The following is a 20,901-nucleotide window of genomic DNA, read 5'->3' as shown; positions in this document are numbered from 1 at the left end:
TGTCTCGCGCATGACCGACACGCCCCTTTCCCTGATCCGCAATTTCTCGATCATTGCCCATATCGACCATGGGAAATCGACGCTGGCCGATCGCCTGATCCAGGCCTGCGGCGCGCTGACGCAGCGCGAGATGACGAACCAGGTCCTCGACAACATGGACCTTGAGCGCGAACGCGGCATCACCATCAAGGCGCAGACCGTGCGCCTGACCTATCCGGCGAAGGATGGGAAGACCTATGTCCTCAACCTGATGGACACGCCGGGCCATGTCGATTTCGCCTATGAGGTCAGCCGGTCGCTGGCCGCGTGCGAGGGATCGCTGCTGGTGGTCGATGCGTCACAGGGGGTGGAGGCGCAGACGCTGGCCAACGTGTACCAGGCCATCGACGCCGATCATGAGATCGTGCCGGTCCTGAACAAGGTGGACCTGCCAGCCGCCGACTGCGAACGCGTCAAGGCGCAGATCGAGGAAGTCGTGGGCATCGACGCCGAGGACGCGGTGGAAGTGTCCGCCAAGACCGGACTGAACATCGAAGCCGTGCTGGAGGCGCTGGTCACGCGCCTGCCGCCGCCAAAGGGCGATGCCGAAGCGCCGCTCAAGGCGCTGCTGGTCGATAGCTGGTACGATCCCTATCTCGGGGTCATCACGCTGGTGCGCGTCAAGGAAGGCCGCCTGAAGAAGGGCATGCGTATCCGCATGATGTCCACCGGCGTTGTCCATAATGTGGACCAGGTGGGCGTGTTCGCCCCGCGCCTGACCCCGGTGGAGGAGCTTGGCCCCGGGGAGATCGGCTACATCAACGCGGCGATCAAGACGGTGGCCGACTGCAACGTGGGCGATACCCTGACCGACGACCGTCGTCCCGCCGACAAGCCGCTGGCGGGGTTCAAGCCGTCCGTGCCGGTCGTGTGGTGCGGACTGTATCCCGTCGTCGCCGACGATTTCGAGAAGCTGCGCGACAGCCTTGCCAAGCTGCGGCTGAACGATGCGTCGTTCCATTACGAGGCCGAGACCTCGGCCGCGCTGGGCTTCGGGTTCCGCTGCGGGTTCCTCGGGCTTCTGCATCTGGAAATCATCCAGGAACGCCTCAGCCGTGAATTCAACCTCGACCTGATCGCGACCGCCCCCTCGGTCGTCTATCGCCTGTGGCGCACCAATGGCGAGATGGAAGAGTTGCACAATCCCGCCGACATGCCCGACGGTTCCCTGATCGAACGGATCGAGGAGCCGTGGATCAAGGCGACCATCATGGTGCCGGACGAATATCTGGGCGCGGTGCTGACGCTGTGCACGGAACGGCGTGGGGTGCAGCAGGACCTGACCTATGTCGGCAACCGTGCGATGGCGGTCTATCGCCTGCCGCTCAACGAAGTGGTCTTCGACTTCTACGACCGGCTGAAATCCGTCTCCCGCGGGTATGCCAGCTTCGACTACCAGATGGACAATTACGAGGAGAGCGACCTTGTGCGCATCTCCATCCTTGTCAATCAGGAGCCTGTGGATGCGCTGTCCTTCATCGCGCACCGTTCGGCGGCGGAAACGCGGGGACGTGCAATCTGCGCGAAGCTGAAAGACCTGATCCCGCGCCAGTTGTTCAAGATCGCGATCCAGGCCTCCATCGGCAGCCGGATCATCGCGCGCGAAACACTTGGCGCGATGTCGAAGGACGTGACGGCCAAATGTTATGGCGGCGACATCTCGCGCAAGCGCAAGCTGCTGGAAAAGCAGAAGGAAGGCAAGAAGCGCATGCGCCAGTTCGGCAATGTGGAAATCCCCCAGAGCGCATTCCTTGCCGCGCTGAAGATGGACCAGTAACGACGGGTGCGACATAGCGCGATTATCCCGCAAATGAAGGGGATAATCGTGCTGTTCCCCCTTGCGCTTGCACGAATTGCTGCTATGTTCCGCATCCGTCAGGCAGGATTTCAGTCCCGCTCCTGACCGGCTGGAGAGATGGCCGAGCGGCTTAAGGCGCACGCTTGGAAAGCGTGTGTACGTTAATAGCGTACCGTGGGTTCGAATCCCACTCTCTCCGCCATGTTCTATTTTCCCCTATAAAATCAGTCACTTAGCGACCTCTGCCGTTACAGTCTTGTATGGTGCAGTTACATGTGCAGCGTGAGTGCCGCACGGATGTTGGCAGGGCTTTCGGTGCCACGAGTGGGCATAAGGCGGACGTGGTCAGGACGCTGCACACAATCGACCGCAATGAAGCGATGGGCCGCCGTGCAGAGGCAATCGGGCAGATACGCCGTGATATAGACACGCTCCTGCAAGCCATCGGCCTGCCGTCCCCCGTATGATGGCTGATAACCCGAATGGGCCTTTGCATGGGCGGTAAAAGACAATGCGGACCAGTAAACGGATCTGAAAGATCAGCGATATGTCCGGACAGAATGCTGGCCCATATATCGACCTGTTCAGGTCCGTTGCTCTGGGCGAAGTGACGCCTCTGCTTCGGGCGTCAATCCCTGACACGACGCGACCACGGGCCTGAAGCGCACCCGGGCAACACGGGGCTTGCCGGTTTTCATGGTCCTGCAACCCCGGCATGGATGGGGTGTTCTGTATCCACGACTATCTGCGGGCCCGTGGCGCGACAGCCAGAAATGGCCCGCAATCACACCATCAATCGCCAATCATCATTCATCACCAGTCCCCATTGTAACTGGCATGCCATGAATTTCCCTGCATAACCGCCGGGACGGCCCATCCCGCATTTCCACCCGAATATTACTGGTCTGCCAGAGTGGAATTCGGATGTTTGTCCATTTTAAGATATATGTTATTGGCAACAATCATGCGGTATATTTTGCCCCCCATGAAGCACCGGATATTAACACTTTTTTCTGTTGCTTCTATTGCCATTTTTTCTTTGCCAACAACACTTTGCCGGGCCGCCTGGACTTTGGACCCTTCGACCCCGGCAGATGAGGTGGCCATGGCTGTGCCCATGCAGGGGGGGCAGGCAGCCCTGCTCCATCCGCTTTCCCCCAGCGATGCCGCCCGTATCCGTACTGCCCTGGCAAGCCAGTCCGCAGGCAATTTCGACAGGGCCGATGCCCAATTGCAGCAGGTAAGGGATGGCAGCCTGACCGGCACCGTCTTGGCCGAACGGTGCATGTATGCGTCGTACGCCTGTTCCACGCCCATGCTGGAAAACTGGCTGGCACATTACCCGGACCTTCCGGCAGCACCCATGATGCAGGCATTGCTGGAATCCCATAACGATGTGCCTACGAATGTATCGGCAGGATACCCGATAACCGCCTCCACCAGCGCAAACAGGGCCTCTGGTGGCGCCATCACTGCCGTTGATGCGCAGAACCTTTATATACAGGGCCGGGACCAGTTCCTCCTCGACAGGGCTTTGGCCACGCCCGTATCTCGGGATACCGACGGCAAGGTGGCGTTTTACGCGGGCCTGTCCGCCTGGCGGTTGGGTGAGATACCGCAGGCACAACTCCTGTTCGCGTGGGCCGCCAGTGCTGACAGGGGATCGAGGGACCAGCACAGCGCGGCCGCCTGGTGGGCGGGCCACGCCGCAGGACAGGTTGGCAACAGGAAAGATGCGTTGCGCTGGCTTGTGCAAAGCGCCCGTTGCCGGGACTGTTTTTATGGGGTGCTCGCACGCCATACCCTCAACAGGAACGACGGACAGATACATGATGCCGGCGTACCGACGGCCACGGACATCACGACAGTGTCCGCCCGGCCCGCAGGCCACCGGGCGCTGGCCCTTCTTCAGGTCGGTCGTGTGGATCTGGCGGAAGCGGAACTGCGTAGTGACTGGGCGGATGCAGGCAATCCCGATGCGCGCCAGTCCATAGGCGTTGTCGCGCACGCGGTCGGGGACGTGGCCGAAATTTCGGATGTACCAGCCAGTCGCACGGAACCTAGCAGGCTTGTCCACGGCCACACCATTGACCTTCCGCAGCGCTTTACGCCACGCGGTGGGTTCGTGGTGGACCCGGCACTCATATACGCAATCATTTCCATTGAGTCGCGTTTCCAGCCAGGGGTCGTCTCCAGAAGCGGCGCAAGGGGACTGATGCAGCTCATGCCGCGTACGGCAGCGAATTTCGCCGGTGGCCGAAAGGAGGATTTAAGCAATCCCTCCGTCAATCTGCTGATCGGACAACGCTACCTGATGGCGCTTGCCCAGGATGAGCATATCAACAATCATCTTATCCGTCTGCTGGCGAGTTATGCTGTCGGCCATACTGCGGTCGCCCACTGGAACGCTTCTGCACAAAGCGAGAATGAGTCCCTTGCTTTTCTGGAGGCCATTCCCAACCCGCAGGTCCGCAAATGGATCGAGACAGTTCTTCTGCATAGCTGGATGTATTCAGAAAAACTCAACCGCCGCCCTGTAAGCCTTGACCTGCTTGCCGAGGGCAAGAAAGCCCAACTTCCCTTGGAAGCGGAAACATCCCTCCAGTAAAGAAGGCACATCCTTTCAGGAGTTTTCTGGCGCCCCGGGAATTCCTGCCCGATGGAACAGGCAGGCCTTTGCTTTAATCTGCATGTCGGGAATAAATTCCAATTTTTATCATGCTATTTTTCTGTGCATCTTCGTGCGGATGACGGCCTGCATCCGCCCCCAGCGATTACCAGAAAGCGGTCAAGATACTGGAACCTCCGCCTACCTGCCATCAACCCGGTCAGATCAGGGCCGCACCATCTTCGACAACAGCAGCATCTCTCTGCGCCCCTACCCCGGCCAGAAAATCCCCGAAAGTTCATGAGATGCATGCAGCATGATGCTCCCCATGAACCATTTTTGAAAAAAGCTTCACCAGATCTTTCATCTGGCAGACAGGCGGGATGCAGGATCAGGCGAAAATCCGCTCCATCCATGCCTCCACCGTATCCCCACTGCTGATCGCAGGATCAATCAGGCCATCGACCATGAAGGTGGGCGAGACATGGATGCCGTTCTGCCGTGCGTATTTGCAGTGCCATTTGATGGCCTTCTGCAACTCCGGCACGGCAAAGGCCTGCGCCAGCGCGACGCCGCTATACTGTTCCATGCGCCGGATGATGTCGTTGGGCGTGGCATCCATGTTGGGGCCGGCGCAATGATTGGTGAACTCGAACTCCTCGCGATGCGCGCCAACGGCATCCATGACCCTGCGCGCCGTTTCCTTGCCCCCTTCCAGCGTGGAGGCGGCGAGGATGGCCCGCACGATCACGCCCGAAAACATGTGCCATGGCTGGGACTGGAACCGGATCTTGATCGTGATCCGGTCTTCCCCCGCCTGCCGCAGCAGCGCATCAAGCTTGCCAAGCGCCCGGACCGAGAACGGGCATGTTGGCTCCACGAAAATCTCGAACACCCGGGGGCCATGCCCCCAGACAAGGGGATCGACATGATAGGGCGTGGATGGACCTGACATATGTGGGACTCCCTAATGTTCTGGACGTGTCCGATGGCGCACCGATCAGGCACGCGACTTTTTTTACCGCCTGTTCCCGCCAACCAAAAGCCTGCCCATGAAACATCGTGAAATTCAAAGAAGTTTTTGGTGAAGCTTTTTCCAAAAAGCTTCAGAAGACGCCGCCTTTTTGGAAAAAGGCGGCACCCAAAAACTTCTGTTCATCATCATGGGGCCGGTTTACAGCCGTCCCTGTCATGCACGACTGCTGGCATGTTGCTGCCATGACGGCTTTTTGCCGGGGTCATGTGCAATGCATGCGCCCCGTGCGTCACTTCCAACATCTTGTTTTAACAAAAAAATCTGGTGCCGGGTGAGGGATTTGAACCCCCGGCCTTCGGTTTACAAAACCGCTGCACTACCACTGTGCTAACCCGGCAACTGGCCCCTTTGGAAGGAGGCGGCTTCTGGAGGAAACGGGCCATGGAAAGCCCCATCCCCGGCCCGCCATGGGGCCATGGTTTTTCTTTTGCCCATATCCCCCCGCATGGTCAAGCGGGGATTCCACCCCACCACGCATCAGTGCGACGCCTTCATGCGCGCGGCCCAGACCGACCGGATCCGGGCGCGTTCAGCGGCACTCAACTGCCCTGCCCCCGTGGCCTGTGCGGCTTTGCCATGACGGGCGGCACCATGATGGCGGCGTGGCTGCGGCCGTCCCGCAATCGGTGCCTGACCGGATGCGGGGTTATTCTGCATATCCCGGATGGCCTGCGCACACAGCGACTGCTTGCCCACCCCGGCCTCGATCGTTGGCAGCAGGGCCACCGGCGTCACCACGCCGAGCAGGACGGATCCCACCGCCCGCGCGATCGTCTCCGTGCTCGGCGTGATGGACGGTTTCTTCAGCAGTCCCGTGATATGCAGCGTCCCCGGAAAGGACCCCACCGCGAAATGCCGTGAATCCGTCATCAGCGCGTAATCGATCGTGTTGTTGCGGAAATCGAGGCTCCCCTTGCCAACCGTGCGGGTATCCCCCGTCTCGATCAGGAAGGTGCGCGTATCCAGTATGCCCTGGCGCAACGGCATGTCCGCGATCATGCATTTCAGGTCCGTCTTGCCCGGCAGGCCAAGGATCGACAGCAGCGCCTTGCCAAGTTCCAGTCCCAGCAGGTCCGGCAGCACGGCGGAGATATCGCCCCCCTGATCCAGCGCGACCGTCATGCCGCCATCGCCATTGGCGACGATACCGGCCAGGGACGTGCCGGTGCCATGGATCGCCAGATGCCCGCCAAAGACGCCATTGCCCTCGAACTTGCCCGCGGCCTGCATCAGGCGCGAAAGGTTGATGCGCACAAGGTCGATCCCGATCTGCGCCTCCACCGCGTCACCATGGGGCGTGAACGTGCCATTACTGGCCAGCGTGCCCGACCCCACCGCGAAATTCAGGTGATGGACATCAATCACGCCATCGCGGATATCGGCCAGCACGTCGATATTGTCCAATGGCGTATGGCGGTTTTCGATATGGTCCCCGTGATAGGCGAAATGGACATTCGTCGCACGCAGCTTCGGCATGTTGATCGGCGTGCTGGGCAGGACGGCGTTGCTGTTGGCATGGGCGCGGGCTTCGGCCTGCTGCTGCGCGGTGGAAGGTCTGTCCCCCGGCGTCGCGCCAAAGAACCCGCCAAGGTCGGCAAGGTCCACACGCCGCGAATGTAGTTCCGCATCCACGAACGGCACCGCTTGGTGCGGGTCGATCGACAGGTCACCGCCAAGGTCGCTGGAGCCGACATGCCCGTCAAGGTCACGGAAACGGACATGCGCCGCGCTGTAATCAAGGTTCCCCACCACGCGATAGGGCGGGGTCTGCGGGATGACCACCCCCGTCAGCGGATAGAGCAGCGACATGTCCGGCCCCGCCAGCGACAGCCGCAACCGCGCCCCGGCAAGGGTCAGGGGATCATCCACCGTCCCGCGCAGCGTCAGGCGGGTCGCGCCATGGCGGATGTCGAGGTCAACCGGATAGGGCTGCGTGCGGTCCTGTAGCGAAACCAGCGTCCCGCCGGAAAAATGGCCGACGATCGCCTGCCCGACATAGGTGCCCTTTGCATCCATCAGCAGGCGTGCATCCTCCTTGTCCGTGGCGTCGGTCGTATGGACCTCGCCGCGCATGTCGGTATGCAGCCTGGCATGCGCGACATGCAGTTGCCCGCTGGCGATCCGTATCGCACCGATGCGCGGCATCGTCGTGGTGGCATCATTGGTGGCGGCCGATGTGTCCTTTGCTGCCGTGGCGTCCTGCGGCGCGGGGTGCTTCGCGTCCGCTTTCCTTACCCTCGCCTGCTGTGTCGCCGGGGTCGCCTTGGGATCGGAAAAATCGTAATTCGTGCTGCCATCCGCGCGTTCGCGGAGTTCCACGACCGGGGTGTCGAGCGCGATCAGCGGCAGGTCCAGCCCACCACCCGACAGCAGCGGCCACCAGCGGATGGCGACGTCAAGCCGCCGCACGGTGGCAAGTGGCGGCAGGTCGCCAAAGCCCTCGGGCTGTTCGATCCGAACATCATCGGCCCCGATCGTAATGACCCGGCCGGGATGGACATGCAGGTGCGCGATCGTGACCCTGCGATGGATCGCGGCCCCCGCCCTGCGCTCCACCAGCGGAATGAACCAGTCCCATGACCACAGGATCACCAGCGCAAGCACCGCGACACACAGCGTACCCGCCACGATCGCGCGCACGGGCGGAACCGCGCGTCCCTTGCGTGGTGGGGGATCCTGCCTGCGTACGATTCCCCTGCCTGTCTCGGTCATGCCTGCCCTTTCTTCCGGATTGATGCGAAACGCCTGCCATTGCACGAAGTTTCGACCCGCGTCCCGCATCCCCCGTCCCCATGGCCCTGCATGACCCCGGCATGGGGAACCCGCATGGGCGAAACAACGGGGTGGCGTGGAAGGATGCGGTCCTGTAATTGCCGTGTAGTCATACCCATATCATCACTGGCTGTCCCAGTTACCGCAGAAAGGTTTACCGATGCCTGCCTATCGTTCCCGCACCACGACACATGGCCGCAACATGGCCGGTGCGCGCAGCCTGTGGCGTGCGACCGGCATGCAGGACCAGGATTTCGGCAAGCCGATCATCGCGGTGGCCAATTCGTTCACGCAATTCGTGCCGGGGCATGTCCACCTCAAGGACCTGGGCCAACTGGTCGCGGGCGCCGTGGCCGAAGCCGGCGGCGTCGCGCGGGAATTCAACACCATCGCCGTCGATGACGGGATCGCCATGGGCCATGGCGGCATGCTCTACAGCCTGCCGTCGCGCGAACTGATTGCGGACGCCGTGGAATACATGGTCAACGCCCACTGCGCCGATGCGCTGGTGTGCATCAGCAACTGTGACAAGATCACGCCGGGCATGCTGATGGCGGCGATGCGGCTGAACATCCCCACGATCTTCGTCTCCGGCGGGCCGATGGAAGCGGGGAAGATCCTGAACGAAGGCGTGGAGCGTCGCGTTGACCTGATCAGTTCGATGGTCGCGGCCGCCGATAGCCGCGTCAGCGATGACCAGTCGCAGCAGATCGAACGCTCCGCCTGCCCCACCTGCGGGTCGTGCTCCGGCATGTTCACCGCCAATTCCATGAACTGCCTGACCGAGGCGCTGGGCCTTGCCCTGCCCGGCAATGGCAGCCTGCTGGCCACCCATGCCGACCGGCGCGACCTGTTCGTGCAGGCCGGGCATCGCATCGTCGAACTGGCGCGGCAGTGGTACGAACGTGACGACGCCACCGCCCTGCCGCGCGGCATCGCCACGCTGCCCGCCTTTGAAAACGCGATGTCCGTCGATATCGCGATGGGGGGATCGACCAACACGGTGCTGCACCTGCTGGCGGCCGCGCATGAGGGCAAGGTGCCCTTCACCATGGCCGACATCGACCGCCTGTCGCGCCGGGTGCCGAACCTGTGCAAGGTCGCGCCCTCGCGCTCCGACATCCATATGGAGGACGTGCACCGCGCGGGCGGCATCCCCGCCATCATGGGCGAACTGATGCGCATGGGCCTGATCCATGACGACGTGCCGACGGTGTACGCCCCCACCCTGCGCGCGGCGCTGGCGAAATGGGACATCAGCAGCCCCGACGTGGACGGGGCCGCGCAGACCCTGTTCCGTGCCGCCCCCGGTGGCGTGCGCACCACGCAGGCCTTTTCGCAGGCCAGCCGCTACACCGAACTCGACACCGACCGGGCAGCGGGCGCCATCCGCGACAGCGAGCATGCCTACAGCCGTGACGGCGGCCTTGCCGTCCTGTTCGGTAACATTGCCGAGGACGGGGCCATCGTGAAGACGGCGGGCGTTGCGGCGAACCTGCTGACCTTCACCGGGCCTGCGCGGATTTTCGAAAGCCAGGATGATGCCGTGTCCGCCATCCTTGGCGACCGGATCAAGCCGGGCGATGTCGTCGTCATCCGTTACGAAGGGCCGAAGGGCGGTCCGGGCATGCAGGAAATGCTCTATCCCACCAGCTACCTGAAATCCAAGGGGCTGGCGGAAAAGTGCGCCCTGATCACCGATGGCCGCTTTTCGGGCGGCAGTTCGGGCCTGTCGATCGGCCACATCTCCCCCGAGGCGGCGGAAGGCGGCCTGATCGGCCTGCTGGAGGAAGGCGACACCATCGAGATCGACATCCCCGCGCGCGTGCTGCGCACCACGGTGGGGGACGCCGAAATGGCCGCACGCCGCGACCGCATGGAAGAGCGCGACGAACAGGCATGGCAGCCCAGGCGCGATCGTGTCGTTTCCACCGCGCTGCAGGCCTATGCCGCGCTGACTACCAGCGCCTCGCACGGGGCGGTGCGCGACGTGACGCAGTTGCGTCGCCGCGTCATCCGCTGATGCGTTCCGCCGGGCGTGGTCATTCCTGTTCGGCGGCACTGCTGTTCTTTTTTGAAAAAAAGAACCAAAAAACTTCTATTCATTAAAAGTTTTTGGTGAAGCTTTTTTCAAAAAGCTTCAAAAGGACGCCACTTTCCTGAAAAAAGTGGCTCCTATATCCCTGAATACTTCAGGCCTGCCCCTGCGGACGCAGGCGGCCAAGTGCGCCCATGTCACAGCGCGCCATACGCCGGAATGTCTGCGCCACGCGATGCTTCAGCGCCGTCATGTCCTGCACGATCATGTTGTGCAGCGAACGTACGTTGTCATGCGTGGCATAGAAACGATGGGTCTGGTTCCTGTCCACCAGGATCGCCGTGCCCACGAAGATCCCGTCTATCTCGATAACCTGTGAATCAAGCATGGTATCCTGCCTTCCTGCGACCGGTTGGACCAACGAAGCGGAGCATGGGGGTGTGCCTTACTCCCGCCTTCCTGCTGGTTCCGGTACATATTCTTATTGTCGTCACTGGCGCCCGGAGCATGCTGTCCGCACGTCCTGCCACCCATGCCCCCTGCGATGCCGGCCCTTGCGGCCTGTATGCCAGCGGACATGACGACGCATATTGCCTATCACAGGACAGCATTCAATCGGAAAAACAATATTTTGATGTGAATTTTAAAATAACATCCCGGATATACTTTTGGAAAGCGTGAACCAAAAGTGGAATATTATGTCTTTTTTATGCCGCGCTGTTACTTTTACTTAATGACGCCTGCGAAACGGACTGCGACGGCCCACCATGCGCGACAGGGCACGGACGAAAGCGGGTCGCGTCCGTGCCCTATGCTGCTGCCACCCGATTACGGGGCGTCGATATTGACGACGTTGATCAGTTTCTTGTTGACGAATTCATCAATGCCCATGCCCGAAAGTTCACGCCCGTAGCCCGACTTCTTGATGCCGCCGAACGGCAGTTCGGGGGCGGTCCAGGTCGGATGGTTGATGAACACCATGCCGGTGCGCACCTGACGGGCCACCGCCACGCCGCGCTTCTCGTCACGGGTGAAGACGGAACCGCCAAGGCCGAATTCGGAATCATTCGCCAACGCGATCGCTTCCTCATCGCTGCCCACGCGGAAGACCATGGCCACGGGGCCAAAGAATTCCTGGAAGTAGGCCGGATTGTCACGCGCCACATCCGTCAGGATGGTCGCACGGACGAACGCACCCTGCTTCGGCACTTCCGCCCCGCAATAAAGCGGGCGCGCACCATGGGCGACGGCCTGGCGGACCTGCTCGTTCAGTTCGTCGGCCGCCCCCTGGGAGGACATCGGCGGCAGGGTCGTGGCCGGGTCGCGCGGATCGCCCGCGACCAGTTTGTCCAGTGCTTCCTTGAACTTCGCGATGAACGCATCGGCGATGGACTCCGCGACGATGAAGCGCTTGGACGCCACGCAGCACTGCCCGCCATTGTTCAGGCGGCCCCAGACGGCCCATTTGACCGTCTTGTCGAGGTCCGCGTCATCCAGCACGATGAACGCGTCGGCCCCGCCAAGTTCCAGCGTCGTCTTCTTCAGGCTCTTGCCCGCGCGGGAAGCCACCGAACCGCCGGAGCGTTCGCCACCCGTCAGGCACACGGCGGCAATGCGCGGGTCCTCGATCAGGCGGTTAAGCTGGTCGCGCGTGGCGAACAGGTTGGTATAGGCCCCATCCGGCGCGCCCGCATCGCGGAACAGCCTGTCAAAGGCAGCCGCGCACTGCGGCACGATGGAGGAATGTTTCACGACCACCGTATTGCCCGCCATCAGTTGCGGGCCTGCGACGCGCGCAAGCTGGTAATACGGGAAGTTCCATGGCTCCACCGCCAGCAGCACCCCGATCGGGTCGCTGACGATCATCGGGCGCATGGTCTCGGTCTGCGCCTCCGTCAGCGGGACCGGGGCGAGGAAACGCTCCGCATTGTCGGCATAGTAGTCGAGGATATCGGCCGACAGCCTGACCTCGCCCTGTGCCTCGCGGGCAAGCTTGCCCATCTCCAGCGTCAGGAGCGCGGCGTACTGGTCCGCCTGTTCGCGCAGCAGGGATGCAGCCTTTTTCATGATGGCGCGACGCTCCGCAAAGGAGGTGCGCGACCATGTCTCGAACGTGTCGGCCGCCTGGGTCACGAGGGCCTCGAGCTGCGCGTCGTCAAGATCCGCGAAGCGGGCGACCACTTCGTTGGTATAGGGGTTTGTGGTAATATATGCCATGATTTCGCTTTGGCACATCAAAACAGCCAAGAAAAGAGCGCATCGCCGACGGTGCGGGACATGGCCACAGGGGACAGGCCGCCCCCTTGCGAACACTGCGCGCGCCCATGATCCGGACATGCGATTTTCCCTGCAGGATGCTGGATTTCTGGACATGGCATGGCGCAACAATCGGTCCCGTGCGGATAACCTGCCCGAAAGTTTAAGAAAAAATTTAATGCGAATTTGCTCGTTTCTGTTCCCATCCGAACATTCAGGGACATCTCCTGCCGCCCGATTCGGCGGGACTGCCCGCATGGCCATGATGGCGACGGCCATGCTGGTGCCGGGTGTCGTGGCCCATGCCGCGACCTATCCCGCCGCGCTGCTGCCGCCCAATTCCACCGCACAGGCATGGGGGGTCAGCGCACGGATCGACCATGCGGCGCATGACTGCACCGTGCATGCCACCATTGACCAGGCGCGCTTTACCACGCAGATGCCGCAGATGATCGCCGCCGGCATCTTCAGCGCCCGCCTGACGCCCGACCTGATCCGCAGCACGCCGCATTACCTGATGAACACATTGCAGACGGATATCAGCCCCGGCTTCGTCCATGCCCTGTTCACACAGACAGGCGCCCCGGCGCGATGCCGCTTCACGTGGGATTATGTCGCACCCGGCCCGTCGGGGGCGCTGATATCCCATCCCATGCTGTCATTCGATGTCACGCGCGCGACCCATGACCGGATTGACTGGCCACACCTGAAATTCGGGGACATGGCAGACCACGAGGACGCCGTCAGCGTGGACCGCATCTTTGACGCGCAGGTCAATCAGGAAACGCTCGACATCACCATGGCGCTCGCCCATGACGGCACGGACACGGATGCACCGCCCTGATACAGCCATTGGACAGAAGTTTTCGGTGAGGCTTTTTTTCAAAAAGCTTCAAAAGACGCCACCTTTTTGAAAAAAGGGACACCCGGAAACTTTTATTTTTTACCAGTGGGTTGTCCTGAAATACCTTCCGCCCTTCAGGCGGGGCGCAGCCAGTGCAGCACCATGTCGCCCACCGCCACACAGGCCAGAAGGATCACCAGCACACGAATGCCGACATACAGTTTCCGCTGCACCGGGGTCAGCGGCTTTTCACGTCGCCGCAGCACCACCTTGTCCGGGTCGGGGGCCTGCACATAACGCACATGCGGGGTCTCGTCCGTCATGTATTCACCTTCGCTCTGCTGCCGCCGTCATTAACAGACATGACAGGATTCGACCACCACATGTTCCTCCGTCCCCGTCCCGCCGCCGCCACTGTGCCGACCCCATGAGAATGCGTGTCCCTTCCCTGCTGGCATGCGCCATGCTGCTGATGCTGGCCTCGGGGGCACGGGCGGCGCCATGCGAGTCCATGGGGCCGGACGGACGCCTGCCGGCCCTGACGAACGAAAAACTGTCGGCACAGGCGCGCCTGCTGTGCAATACGGCCTTTGTGGTGCTGCATTCCGGAATTGCGCACGAACCGATCTGGTCCGCCGAGCACCTGACGGCCGAAAGCATCCGCGCGGCCGAATCCACACCCCGGCGGGGCGAATTCCAGCCCGATGAACGCCTGCCCGCCGGCGAAGGCGCGCAGTTGGAGGATTACGTCCATTCCGGATATGACCGGAGCCACATGACGCCGTCGGGGGACATGCCCGATGAGGCCACGCAGGCGGAAAGCTTCCGCCTGTCGAATGTCGTGCCGCAGAGCGCCGCGCTCAACCGTGGCAGGTGGGAGGAAATCGAAAGCGCGGTCCGCCGCCTCGCCGAGAAAGATGGTGAGGTCTATGTCGTGACCGGCCCGGCCTTCCGTGCCCGCCGCCTGTCGAGCATCGGGCACGACCGTGTGCTGGTCCCGACCTCGACATGGAAGGCCATCTATGACCCGCGCCAGCACGCGGCAGGGGTCTATGTGTGCCACAATACGCTGCGCAATCCCACCTGCGCGCGCGTCACGATCGCCGTGCTGATCCGCACGGTGGGGGTCGATCCGTTCCCCGCACTCCCCGCCGCGCTGAAACAGACCTATATTACCCTGCCCCTGCGGACCGTCCGGCACACGACATCACGGCGTCACAAGCGCCGTGTCCATCAACTGGCGGTACTGATATGATGTCCGCATTCCCTTTGCCTTATGGATGGCATCCCATCCGTAACATTCATATTCATCCTGCCGGGAATTCCGCTTCCGGCAGGGGAACATCAATACAGTCGGGGCCCCGAGACTGATGCCCCACGCACATGCATGCCCGATACCGGAGTCACAACATGAAACAGCCCACCCCACCGGCGCTGGTCCCATTTGCCGATGACAGTGCATCCTGCACGATTGACGGGATCACGATCGAAAACGGCACCGACAGCATCGCCTTTTACGGACAGACCGACCTGACCCGTGACAGGGCGGGACTGCGCAAGGCGCAGGACCTGCTGGCGTTCCTGCAGTCGGTGGTGGACAGACTGCAATCCACGCCGGACCTGCCCGCCGCCATCAAGCCCCCATCGCACAAGGGCGGGAAGGTGGATAATCCGTTCATGTAGGGTGTTGGGGCGTAAGCCGGGGCATATGATGCCTCCGCGCCATTCGACCCCGGATCATGGCTCTGCCCTGAAACCTGCCAAAGGGCATTGCCCTTTGGAAACCATGACCTGGCAAGTGTCTGGAACCCGGATCAGGTAACACACTCAAAATAATAAACGTTTTTGGTGAAGCTTTTTTCAGAAAGCTTCAGGACGCCCTGTTTTTTGCCAATCATCGTGCGCGCAACCGGACGCTCCCACGTGCGGTTCCTGCTGCCCAAAATGCAAAAAACGGGACGGACCATGACTGGCCCACCCCGTTTTCCGATAATCGCCTGACCCATCGCATCCCCCGCAAGAGCGGGAGAGACGCAACAGGATCCGCAATCAGCGCTTGCTGAACTGGAAGGAACGACGTGCCTTGGCGCGACCGTACTTCTTGCGTTCGACAACACGCGGATCGCGCGTCAGGAAGCCCGCGGCCTTCAGGATGCCACGCAGGGCCGGTTCGTAATGCGTCAGTGCACGGCTGATGCCGTGACGGACCGCACCCGCCTGACCCGACAGGCCACCACCGGTCACGGTGCAGTAGACGTCGAACTGGTTGTAGCGATCAGCCACCAGGAACGGCTGCGTGATCAGCATGCGCAGGACAGGACGGGCGAAATAGGTGCCGACCGGACGTCCGTTGACGATGATGTCGCCCTTGCCCGGCTTGATCCACACGCGCGCGGCGGCGTCCTTGCGACGGCCCGTGGCATAGGAACGGCCCTGCGCATCGCGCTTGGCTTCGTAAACCGGTGCGGCGTTTTCAGTGGCCTCGATCTGACCCGACGCGACTGCTCCCTGCAGGTCGGCCAGCGTGCCTGTACGTTCTTGGGTTTCAGACATGGTGATCAGGCCCCGTTCTGGTGGCTGGAGACGGAATTCTTGCGGTTCAGCGCCGCAACGTCGAGAACCTGCGGCTTCTGGCCTTCATGCGGATGCTCGCTGCCTGCATAGACATACAGGTGCTTCATCTGCGCGCGCTGCAGCGGGCCGCTGGTGATCATGCGCTCGACAGCCTTGCGCACGACATGGCCGGGGTTCTTGCCCTCAAGGCGCTGGGTGATCGTGCGCTGCTTGATCCCACCCGGATAGCCGGTGTGGTAATGGAACAGCTTCTGCGACACCTTGTTGCCGGTCAGGCGGACCTTCTCGGCGTTGATGATGACGATGTTGTCGCCACAATCAACATGCGGGGTGAACTGCGGCTTATGCTTGCCGCGCAGGCGCTGCGCGACAATGGCGGCCAGCCGGCCCAGGACCAGGCCTTCGGCGTCGATCAGGGTCCAGCCCCGTGTCACCTCGGCAGGTTTCAGGGAAAGTGTGGTCTTCATGGATTCAGTGTTCCGTCTTGATATGAGCGGTAACGGGTGGCGCGTTATCCTCGGACACGACGCAAACGTCAAGAGGACATTGCCAATTTTCCGCACTTTCCCGCAGAAAATCGCCTTGTGGTAATATGATACCACAATATTTGCCACCAGAAGATTGCCCCGCCCCCTGTGAATGATATAGCTGACATGCAAGAGATCACTGTGGACACCGCGCTCGTGAAGAAAATATTTCCCGCCTTACCGATGGTCGCACTTGTCCTTGTGGTGGGCGGCTGGGGCCTCCATCACTTCGCCCAGCGCAGGCTGGAGGCCGGCATAGCGGACTTCCGCGCCGCCATCGGGCCGGACGCCAGCTTCAGCTACGCCACGGCGAAACCCCGCACACTGGCGCGTGGCGCCCGCTTTACCGCCGTGACCTACCATAACCCGGCCATGACGCTGACCGCCGCGAACGTGAAGCTGGGCGGCATGAAGGGGAACAATGTCCAGGGGGAAAAGATCGGCAGCATCGTCCTGCAGAAGGTGCAGGTCATGGCCTGGGGCAACACCTTCTCCCTTGACGAGGTGGACCTGTCGGACCTGACGCTGCCCAACAGCGCGCGGCCCGCGGGCAATGCGCCGCAGTCCCTGGGCTTCGATTCGCTGGTGCTGGGCGAAGGTGACTTCACCAACCTGCACATCGCCGCCCCCGCGACCCAGACGGACATGACGGTCGCGCACATGCGGGTCAGCGATTACGGGCTGGGCCAGTCCTCCCACCTCGACCTCGATCACCTTGCGACACAGATCAACCTGACCCCCACCCGCCGCATCACGGTGGACCACATGCAGCTTGACGGGCCGGATTTCGCCGGACAGGTCGCAAGCCTGACGCAGTCGGGACACCTGATCCATGAAACCCATCCCTACAAGCTGGAGCTGAAGAAGGGGGCGATCGACAGTTCGCACCCGCTTCTGCAGGTGGACAGGCTTGTCTCCTCACGCACCTCGACCGAGGTGGAGGACAAGATGGACACCCGCCTGACCAACCTTGCGGTCTGGTCCACGGGCACCGACAGTCCGTCGCTGCTCAATGCGTTCGGCTATGACCATTTCATGGGCAACGTCCATGCGGTCAGCGCGGGCGACCGCACGGCGGGGCACATGCGGCTGGAACCCCTGACGGTGGAGGCGCCCGACATGGGCAACCTGACGGTGATCGCGGAACTGGACCAGATTCCCTTTGACGACATGACCGTCATCCCGGAAACGGCGCGCGTCGTCTCTGCCGCCATCACGTGGGATGACAGGTCACTGGCCGGGCATGTGATCGAAAGCCTCGCGCGTAGTCGCAACACGCCGGTGGATGAATACCGCCAGGCGCTGCTGTCGGGACTGGCCGCGTCCGACGACGCCTCCATGCGCGCACTGGGCCGGTTCCTGCAATCGCCTGCCGACCATCCGCTGCAGCTTGCGCTGCGGCCGATGAAGCCGGTGAACCTGATGATGATCGGCATTGCCATGTCGATGGCAAGCGACCCGTCCATCGCCGCCCCGCTGGGCCTGACGATTTCCACCCCATAAGGGCCGCCGTCCGATGCGCCCGCCCCCCGTCCCGCACGCCCCGGTCCATGTGATCGGGGCATCGGGCCGGTCGGGACGCGCCCTGTGCGCGGCGCTACTGCGGGCGGGGGTCCCGTATGTGCCGCTGGTGCGCGATGTCGCACGATGGCGGGCGACGGGCCTGCCGGGGGTGGCGCGGCGCCTCGACCTCACCGATCCACCATCCGCCGTGGCATCTGCGCTGCAGGATGCGCGACGTATCGTCTCCACCGCGCATGCACGCCATGTCGGGGCCATCGTGGCCGCCGCCCCGCCTGCCGCGTCGCTGGTCTGCCTGGGCAGCACGCGCATGTTCACGCGCTGGCCCGACGCCCATGGCATGGGCGTGGCGCAGGGACAGCAGGCGCTGCTGTCCTCCGGCCGCGACGGGGTGATGCTGCATCCGACGATGATCTATGGCGCGCAGGGGGAAAACAACATCCGGCGCCTGCTCGGCCTGATCCGGCGGCTGCCGGTCCTGCCGCTGCCTTCGGGCGGGCGGGCGCTGGTGCAGCCCATTTTCCAGGACGACGTGACCAGCGCCATCATGGCGGCGCTGGGGCGTGAGTGGCAGGGCGGACATGCGCTGGTGATCGCGGGGGGACAGGCCGTCGCCTATCACGAACTGGTCGCGCTGGTGGCGCGCCATGCGGGCCTGCGGCGGCGTCCGGTCCTTGATGTCCCGGCATCCGTGCTGATGGGACTGTGCCGCGTGACATCGCGCCTGCCGGGCCTGCCCCGCGTCACCCCGGCGGAGATCCGCCGCCTGACCGAGGACAAGGCGTTCGACATCACCCCCATGCGCGCGGCGCTCGGCTTTACGCCACGCACGCCCGACGAGGGACTGCGCCAGTTTCTTGGCGCGTCGCAATAACCGAACAGTTTTTCAAAGGGAAATGATGGGGCGAATGACGGGGCTCGAACCCGCGACATCCAAGACCACAACCTGGCGCTCTACCAACTGAGCTACATCCGCCGCAACGAGGGGTGATTTAGAGGCTCTTCTGCGGCGCGTCAATAACCCTTTTTACGCCATGTTGCGTTTCGGCGGACACCACCGCGTCATCCCCGCAGTTCTCCTGCCCGGCGCAGGCGCCGCACCGCCTCGGCAATGACTTCGGGCCGCTTGCAGAATGCAAAGCGCACCAGCGTGCGCGGCCCCGGTGCGCCATTGGGGTCATAGAAGGCGGAAACCGGAATGCCGGTGACGCCCAGCGTGCTGGTCATCGCCCGGCAGAAGGCGACATCATCGCCGCCAAAGCCCAGCGGGGCGAAATCGGCGATGACGAAATAGCTGCCATCGCAGGGCAGGACATCGAATCCGGCCTCCCGCAGGCCCTGCGTCAGGATATCGCGCGACTGGCGCATGCTTTCGGATAGCTGGAGGAAATACGCCCCGTCCTTTTCCAGCCCTACGGCCACCGCGCGCTGCAGGTTCGGCGCAACGGTGAAGGTCAGCAACTGGTGCGCCTTCGCCACCAGGGCCGCAAGCGGCGCGGGCGCGGTGACGTATCCGACCTTCCATCCCGTCATGGAAAAGCTCTTGCCCGCGCTGCCGATGCGGATGGTGCGCGCCTTCATCCCCGGCAGGGACATCAGCGCGACATGGCGCACCGGGGCGAAGGTCAGGTGTTCATACACCTCGTCACACACGGCATAGACATCGTGGCGCGCCATCAGGCCGGCGATGAATTCCAGTTCCGCGCGGGTGAAGACCTTCCCCGTCGGGTTCATGGGGGTGTTGAGCAGGATCGCCTTCGTCCGCGGGCCGACCGCCGCCTCCAGCGCCTCGCGCGGCAGGGACCAGTCCGGCGGCAAAAGGCGCACCGGGCGCGCCACCGCACCCAGCATCCGCAGCACCGGCAGGTAGGTGTCATAAAGCGGTTCGAAGACGACCACCTCGTCCCCCGGATTGACCAGCGCCATCAATGACGCGGTAATCGCCTCCGTCGCGCCGCAGGTCACCACGACCTCGGTCGCGGGATCGACCTCGATCCCGCAGAAACGCAGGTTGGCCGACGCCACCGCCGCGCGCAGTTCCGGCAGACCCGCAAGCGGCGGATACTGGTTGCGGCCATCGCGCAGGGCGGCGGCGGCCACGTCGATCAGGTCCGCCGGGCCTTCGGTATCGGGGAACCCCTGCCCCAGGTTCACGGCGTCATGTTCCAGCGCCAGTGCCGACATGACGGAGAAAATAGTCGTCGGCAGCGCCGACAGCATCGCATTTGCGGGTTTCATACCTGCCATCCTGTCCATAAGCGGCAATGACTGACGCCAAGGTTGCGATTTTTGCAATACCATCCGATTGCCTGAAACCCCAACCCGTGCAAACCTGTAGGCGAAAAGAACCTGGTACGGCATCTGCGTCCGTTCCCGCAGGAAACGATCTGGTACCGGAATGCCGCCGGTCCGCAAGACTGGAGATTGACGACGCGGCATGAAAAAGATCGAGGCCATCATCAAGCCCTTCAAGCTCGACGAGGTGAAGGAAGCCCTTCATGAAATCGGCCTGATGGGCATCACCGTGACCGAAGCCAAGGGATTCGGCCGGCAGAAAGGTCATACCGAACTGTATCGTGGCGCCGAATACATCGTCGATTTCCTTCCGAAGGTGAAGCTGGAAATCGTATGCTCGGACGATCTGGCGGACCGGGCGATCGACGCCATCATCAGCGCCGCGCGCACGGGCCGCATCGGCGATGGCAAGATTTTCGTCTCCCCCATCGAGGACGTGATCCGTATCCGTACCGGCGAACATGGCGAGGATGCCGTCTGACATGTGACATGTCCGTGCCCGCACGTCCGCGCGCACCGGCACGGCCCCCTCGACACGGGCATTCCTTTTTCGTAACCGTTTCGGTCTCCGCGTCATTTGCTGCGGAACCGTT

General features: G+C 62.6%; 18 protein-coding genes and 3 tRNA genes. 11 read left to right on the top strand and 10 right to left on the bottom strand.

Features of this window, described 5'->3' with window-relative positions; all coding sequences use genetic code 11:
* Nucleotides 1-10: 10 nt before the first annotated feature.
* From lepA to CFR72_RS02540, 3 genes are all read left to right on the top strand, one after another.
* On the top strand, nucleotides 11-1,816 hold the full coding sequence (gene lepA, locus CFR72_RS02550) for a translation elongation factor 4 (protein WP_110912485.1): 1,806 nt from the start codon (nucleotides 11-13) through the stop codon (nucleotides 1,814-1,816).
* Between the two features lie 132 nt (nucleotides 1,817-1,948).
* Nucleotides 1,949-2,039, top strand: a tRNA-Ser gene (locus tag CFR72_RS02545).
* Between the two features lie 726 nt (nucleotides 2,040-2,765).
* Nucleotides 2,766-4,445, top strand: a complete 1,680-nt coding sequence (locus CFR72_RS02540) for a lytic transglycosylase domain-containing protein (RefSeq protein ID WP_244182139.1) — start codon at nucleotides 2,766-2,768, stop codon at nucleotides 4,443-4,445.
* Nucleotides 4,446-4,836: 391 nt separating this feature from the next.
* On the opposite strand, the gene CFR72_RS02535 is transcribed toward CFR72_RS02540, so the two are convergent.
* Nucleotides 4,837-5,400, bottom strand: a complete 564-nt coding sequence (locus tag CFR72_RS02535) for a DsbA family protein (RefSeq protein WP_110912484.1) — start codon at nucleotides 5,398-5,400, stop codon at nucleotides 4,837-4,839.
* Between the two features lie 107 nt (nucleotides 5,401-5,507).
* Between CFR72_RS02535 and CFR72_RS17445 the strand changes: the two genes are divergently transcribed.
* The gene (locus tag CFR72_RS17445; protein ID WP_167400280.1) at nucleotides 5,508-5,756 is read left to right on the top strand and encodes a hypothetical protein; all 249 of its coding nucleotides are present in this window, start codon (nucleotides 5,508-5,510) and stop codon (nucleotides 5,754-5,756) included.
* On the opposite strand, the gene CFR72_RS02530 is transcribed toward CFR72_RS17445, so the two are convergent.
* Nucleotides 5,744-5,818: transfer RNA gene (locus CFR72_RS02530), tRNA-Thr, on the bottom strand. The two genes, CFR72_RS17445 and CFR72_RS02530, sit on opposite strands and share 13 nt — an antisense overlap.
* A gap of 140 nt (nucleotides 5,819-5,958) precedes the next feature.
* The gene (locus CFR72_RS02525) at nucleotides 5,959-8,193 is read right to left on the bottom strand and encodes an AsmA family protein (RefSeq protein ID WP_110912547.1); all 2,235 of its coding nucleotides are present in this window, start codon (nucleotides 8,191-8,193) and stop codon (nucleotides 5,959-5,961) included.
* 220 nt (nucleotides 8,194-8,413) lie between these two features.
* On the opposite strand from CFR72_RS02525, the gene ilvD reads away from it, so the two are divergent.
* Nucleotides 8,414-10,276, top strand: a complete 1,863-nt coding sequence (gene ilvD / locus CFR72_RS02520) for a dihydroxy-acid dehydratase (protein WP_110912483.1) — start codon at nucleotides 8,414-8,416, stop codon at nucleotides 10,274-10,276.
* A gap of 169 nt (nucleotides 10,277-10,445) precedes the next feature.
* On the opposite strand, the gene CFR72_RS02515 is transcribed toward ilvD, so the two are convergent.
* Nucleotides 10,446-10,679 carry a hypothetical protein gene (locus CFR72_RS02515; protein ID WP_110912482.1) on the bottom strand — a complete coding sequence of 78 codons (234 nt, stop codon included), beginning with the start codon at nucleotides 10,677-10,679 and terminating at the stop codon, nucleotides 10,446-10,448.
* Nucleotides 10,680-11,119: 440 nt separating this feature from the next.
* A complete protein-coding gene (locus tag CFR72_RS02510) occupies nucleotides 11,120-12,508 on the bottom strand; it encodes an NAD-dependent succinate-semialdehyde dehydrogenase (RefSeq protein ID WP_110912546.1) in 1,389 nt (462 codons plus the stop codon).
* 295 nt (nucleotides 12,509-12,803) lie between these two features.
* Here CFR72_RS02510 and CFR72_RS02505 point away from each other — a divergent pair, with 295 nt between their 5' ends.
* Nucleotides 12,804-13,391, top strand: a complete 588-nt coding sequence (locus CFR72_RS02505) for a hypothetical protein (RefSeq protein WP_233044473.1) — start codon at nucleotides 12,804-12,806, stop codon at nucleotides 13,389-13,391.
* 134 nt (nucleotides 13,392-13,525) lie between these two features.
* On the opposite strand, the gene CFR72_RS02500 is transcribed toward CFR72_RS02505, so the two are convergent.
* Nucleotides 13,526-13,714 (bottom strand): hypothetical protein, encoded by a 189-nt coding sequence (locus tag CFR72_RS02500; protein ID WP_110912481.1) that lies wholly within the window; start codon nucleotides 13,712-13,714, stop codon nucleotides 13,526-13,528.
* A 110-nt stretch (nucleotides 13,715-13,824) separates the two neighbouring features.
* On the opposite strand from CFR72_RS02500, the gene CFR72_RS02495 reads away from it, so the two are divergent.
* Nucleotides 13,825-14,646: a DNA/RNA non-specific endonuclease gene (locus CFR72_RS02495; protein ID WP_244182138.1), complete on the top strand. Its 822-nt coding sequence runs from the start codon at nucleotides 13,825-13,827 to the stop codon at nucleotides 14,644-14,646.
* Nucleotides 14,647-14,801: 155 nt separating this feature from the next.
* Entirely contained in the window at nucleotides 14,802-15,074 is a 273-nt protein-coding gene (locus CFR72_RS02490; protein ID WP_110912479.1) for a hypothetical protein, read from the top strand.
* A 366-nt stretch (nucleotides 15,075-15,440) separates the two neighbouring features.
* Here CFR72_RS02490 and rpsI read toward each other — a convergent pair whose 3' ends face one another.
* Together rpsI and rplM are read right to left on the bottom strand one after the other, a co-directional pair.
* The gene (rpsI, locus tag CFR72_RS02485; RefSeq protein WP_110912478.1) at nucleotides 15,441-15,944 is read right to left on the bottom strand and encodes a 30S ribosomal protein S9; all 504 of its coding nucleotides are present in this window, start codon (nucleotides 15,942-15,944) and stop codon (nucleotides 15,441-15,443) included.
* A 5-nt stretch (nucleotides 15,945-15,949) separates the two neighbouring features.
* Complete coding sequence (gene rplM / locus CFR72_RS02480) at nucleotides 15,950-16,432, bottom strand: 50S ribosomal protein L13 (protein WP_110912477.1); 483 nt, start codon at nucleotides 16,430-16,432, stop codon at nucleotides 15,950-15,952.
* Nucleotides 16,433-16,618: 186 nt separating this feature from the next.
* Between rplM and CFR72_RS02475 the strand changes: the two genes are divergently transcribed.
* Nucleotides 16,619-17,995 carry a hypothetical protein gene (locus CFR72_RS02475; protein ID WP_244182137.1) on the top strand — a complete coding sequence of 459 codons (1,377 nt, stop codon included), beginning with the start codon at nucleotides 16,619-16,621 and terminating at the stop codon, nucleotides 17,993-17,995.
* 13 nt (nucleotides 17,996-18,008) lie between these two features.
* Nucleotides 18,009-18,887: an NAD(P)H-binding protein gene (locus CFR72_RS02470; protein WP_110912476.1), complete on the top strand. Its 879-nt coding sequence runs from the start codon at nucleotides 18,009-18,011 to the stop codon at nucleotides 18,885-18,887.
* Nucleotides 18,888-18,913: 26 nt separating this feature from the next.
* Here CFR72_RS02470 and CFR72_RS02465 read toward each other — a convergent pair.
* Both CFR72_RS02465 and CFR72_RS02460 read right to left on the bottom strand, forming a co-directional pair.
* Nucleotides 18,914-18,989, bottom strand: a tRNA-His gene (locus tag CFR72_RS02465).
* An 86-nt stretch (nucleotides 18,990-19,075) separates the two neighbouring features.
* Nucleotides 19,076-20,251 carry an aminotransferase gene (locus tag CFR72_RS02460; protein ID WP_110912475.1) on the bottom strand — a complete coding sequence of 392 codons (1,176 nt, stop codon included), beginning with the start codon at nucleotides 20,249-20,251 and terminating at the stop codon, nucleotides 19,076-19,078.
* Nucleotides 20,252-20,450: 199 nt separating this feature from the next.
* Here CFR72_RS02460 and CFR72_RS02455 point away from each other — a divergent pair, with 199 nt between their 5' ends.
* Nucleotides 20,451-20,789 carry a P-II family nitrogen regulator gene (locus CFR72_RS02455; protein WP_110094874.1) on the top strand — a complete coding sequence of 113 codons (339 nt, stop codon included), beginning with the start codon at nucleotides 20,451-20,453 and terminating at the stop codon, nucleotides 20,787-20,789.
* The last annotated feature ends 112 nt before the right edge of the window (nucleotides 20,790-20,901 follow it).

The organism is Gluconacetobacter entanii, from assembly GCF_003206495.1.
GTDB lineage: Bacteria > Pseudomonadota > Alphaproteobacteria > Acetobacterales > Acetobacteraceae > Novacetimonas > Novacetimonas entanii.
The sequence above is the reverse complement of the archived record's forward strand: the minus strand, read 5'-3'. Positions and strand labels throughout refer to the sequence as shown.

What these genes read in the sequence shown, in the direction of transcription:
- lepA (WP_110912485.1), top strand. Translation starts at nt 11, where the DNA reads ATGACCGACACGCCCCTTTCCCTGATCCGCAATTTCTCGATCATTGCC.
- CFR72_RS02535 (WP_110912484.1), bottom strand. Translation starts at nt 5,400, where the DNA reads ATGTCAGGTCCATCCACGCCCTATCATGTCGATCCCCTTGTCTGGGGG.
- CFR72_RS02525 (WP_110912547.1), bottom strand. Translation starts at nt 8,193, where the DNA reads ATGACCGAGACAGGCAGGGGAATCGTACGCAGGCAGGATCCCCCACCA.
- ilvD (WP_110912483.1), top strand. Translation starts at nt 8,414, where the DNA reads ATGCCTGCCTATCGTTCCCGCACCACGACACATGGCCGCAACATGGCC.
- CFR72_RS02515 (WP_110912482.1), bottom strand. Translation starts at nt 10,679, where the DNA reads ATGCTTGATTCACAGGTTATCGAGATAGACGGGATCTTCGTGGGCACG.
- CFR72_RS02510 (WP_110912546.1), bottom strand. Translation starts at nt 12,508, where the DNA reads ATGGCATATATTACCACAAACCCCTATACCAACGAAGTGGTCGCCCGC.
- CFR72_RS02505 (WP_233044473.1), top strand. Translation starts at nt 12,804, where the DNA reads ATGGCCATGATGGCGACGGCCATGCTGGTGCCGGGTGTCGTGGCCCAT.
- CFR72_RS02500 (WP_110912481.1), bottom strand. Translation starts at nt 13,714, where the DNA reads ATGACGGACGAGACCCCGCATGTGCGTTATGTGCAGGCCCCCGACCCG.
- CFR72_RS02495 (WP_244182138.1), top strand. Translation starts at nt 13,825, where the DNA reads ATGCGTGTCCCTTCCCTGCTGGCATGCGCCATGCTGCTGATGCTGGCC.
- CFR72_RS02490 (WP_110912479.1), top strand. Translation starts at nt 14,802, where the DNA reads ATGAAACAGCCCACCCCACCGGCGCTGGTCCCATTTGCCGATGACAGT.
- rpsI (WP_110912478.1), bottom strand. Translation starts at nt 15,944, where the DNA reads ATGTCTGAAACCCAAGAACGTACAGGCACGCTGGCCGACCTGCAGGGA.
- rplM (WP_110912477.1), bottom strand. Translation starts at nt 16,432, where the DNA reads ATGAAGACCACACTTTCCCTGAAACCTGCCGAGGTGACACGGGGCTGG.
- CFR72_RS02475 (WP_244182137.1), top strand. Translation starts at nt 16,619, where the DNA reads ATGCAAGAGATCACTGTGGACACCGCGCTCGTGAAGAAAATATTTCCC.
- CFR72_RS02470 (WP_110912476.1), top strand. Translation starts at nt 18,009, where the DNA reads ATGCGCCCGCCCCCCGTCCCGCACGCCCCGGTCCATGTGATCGGGGCA.
- CFR72_RS02460 (WP_110912475.1), bottom strand. Translation starts at nt 20,251, where the DNA reads ATGAAACCCGCAAATGCGATGCTGTCGGCGCTGCCGACGACTATTTTC.
- CFR72_RS02455 (WP_110094874.1), top strand. Translation starts at nt 20,451, where the DNA reads ATGAAAAAGATCGAGGCCATCATCAAGCCCTTCAAGCTCGACGAGGTG.